The 289-nt window shown below is 65.7% G+C and carries 1 protein-coding gene; it reads right to left on the bottom strand.

The features are described 5' to 3' along the window. On the bottom strand, window positions 1-289 hold a 289-nt coding region (locus SB753_RS36400; RefSeq protein WP_410804967.1), incomplete at both ends, for a pyridoxal-phosphate dependent enzyme.

Genomic DNA, 289 nt, shown 5'->3' with positions numbered 1-289 from the left:
ATACGGCGCACCGTCGGCGACTTCGGGACGCGCCAGATGGTCGAGCACGATCCGCACGTTCGGATTCTTTTCCTTCAGGAAGCGGCTGACGCCCGCGAGGGTGCCGCCCGTGCCCGTCGCGCAGACGAACGCGTCGACCGTACCCGCCGTGTCGCGCCAGATTTCGGGGCCGGTGGTCTCGTAGTGCGCCTGACGGTTGACGACGTTGTCGAACTGATTGGCCCAGATCGCGTTGTCCAGTTCCTGCGCGAGACGGCCCGCGACCTTCTGGTAGTTGTTCGGGTCCTTG

The sequence above is a fragment of the Paraburkholderia sp. SIMBA_053 genome (genome assembly GCF_046534895.1).
Lineage (GTDB): Bacteria > Pseudomonadota > Gammaproteobacteria > Burkholderiales > Burkholderiaceae > Paraburkholderia > Paraburkholderia caledonica.
Note: the sequence above shows the minus strand (reverse complement) of the source record. Positions and strands in the feature narration are given on the sequence as shown.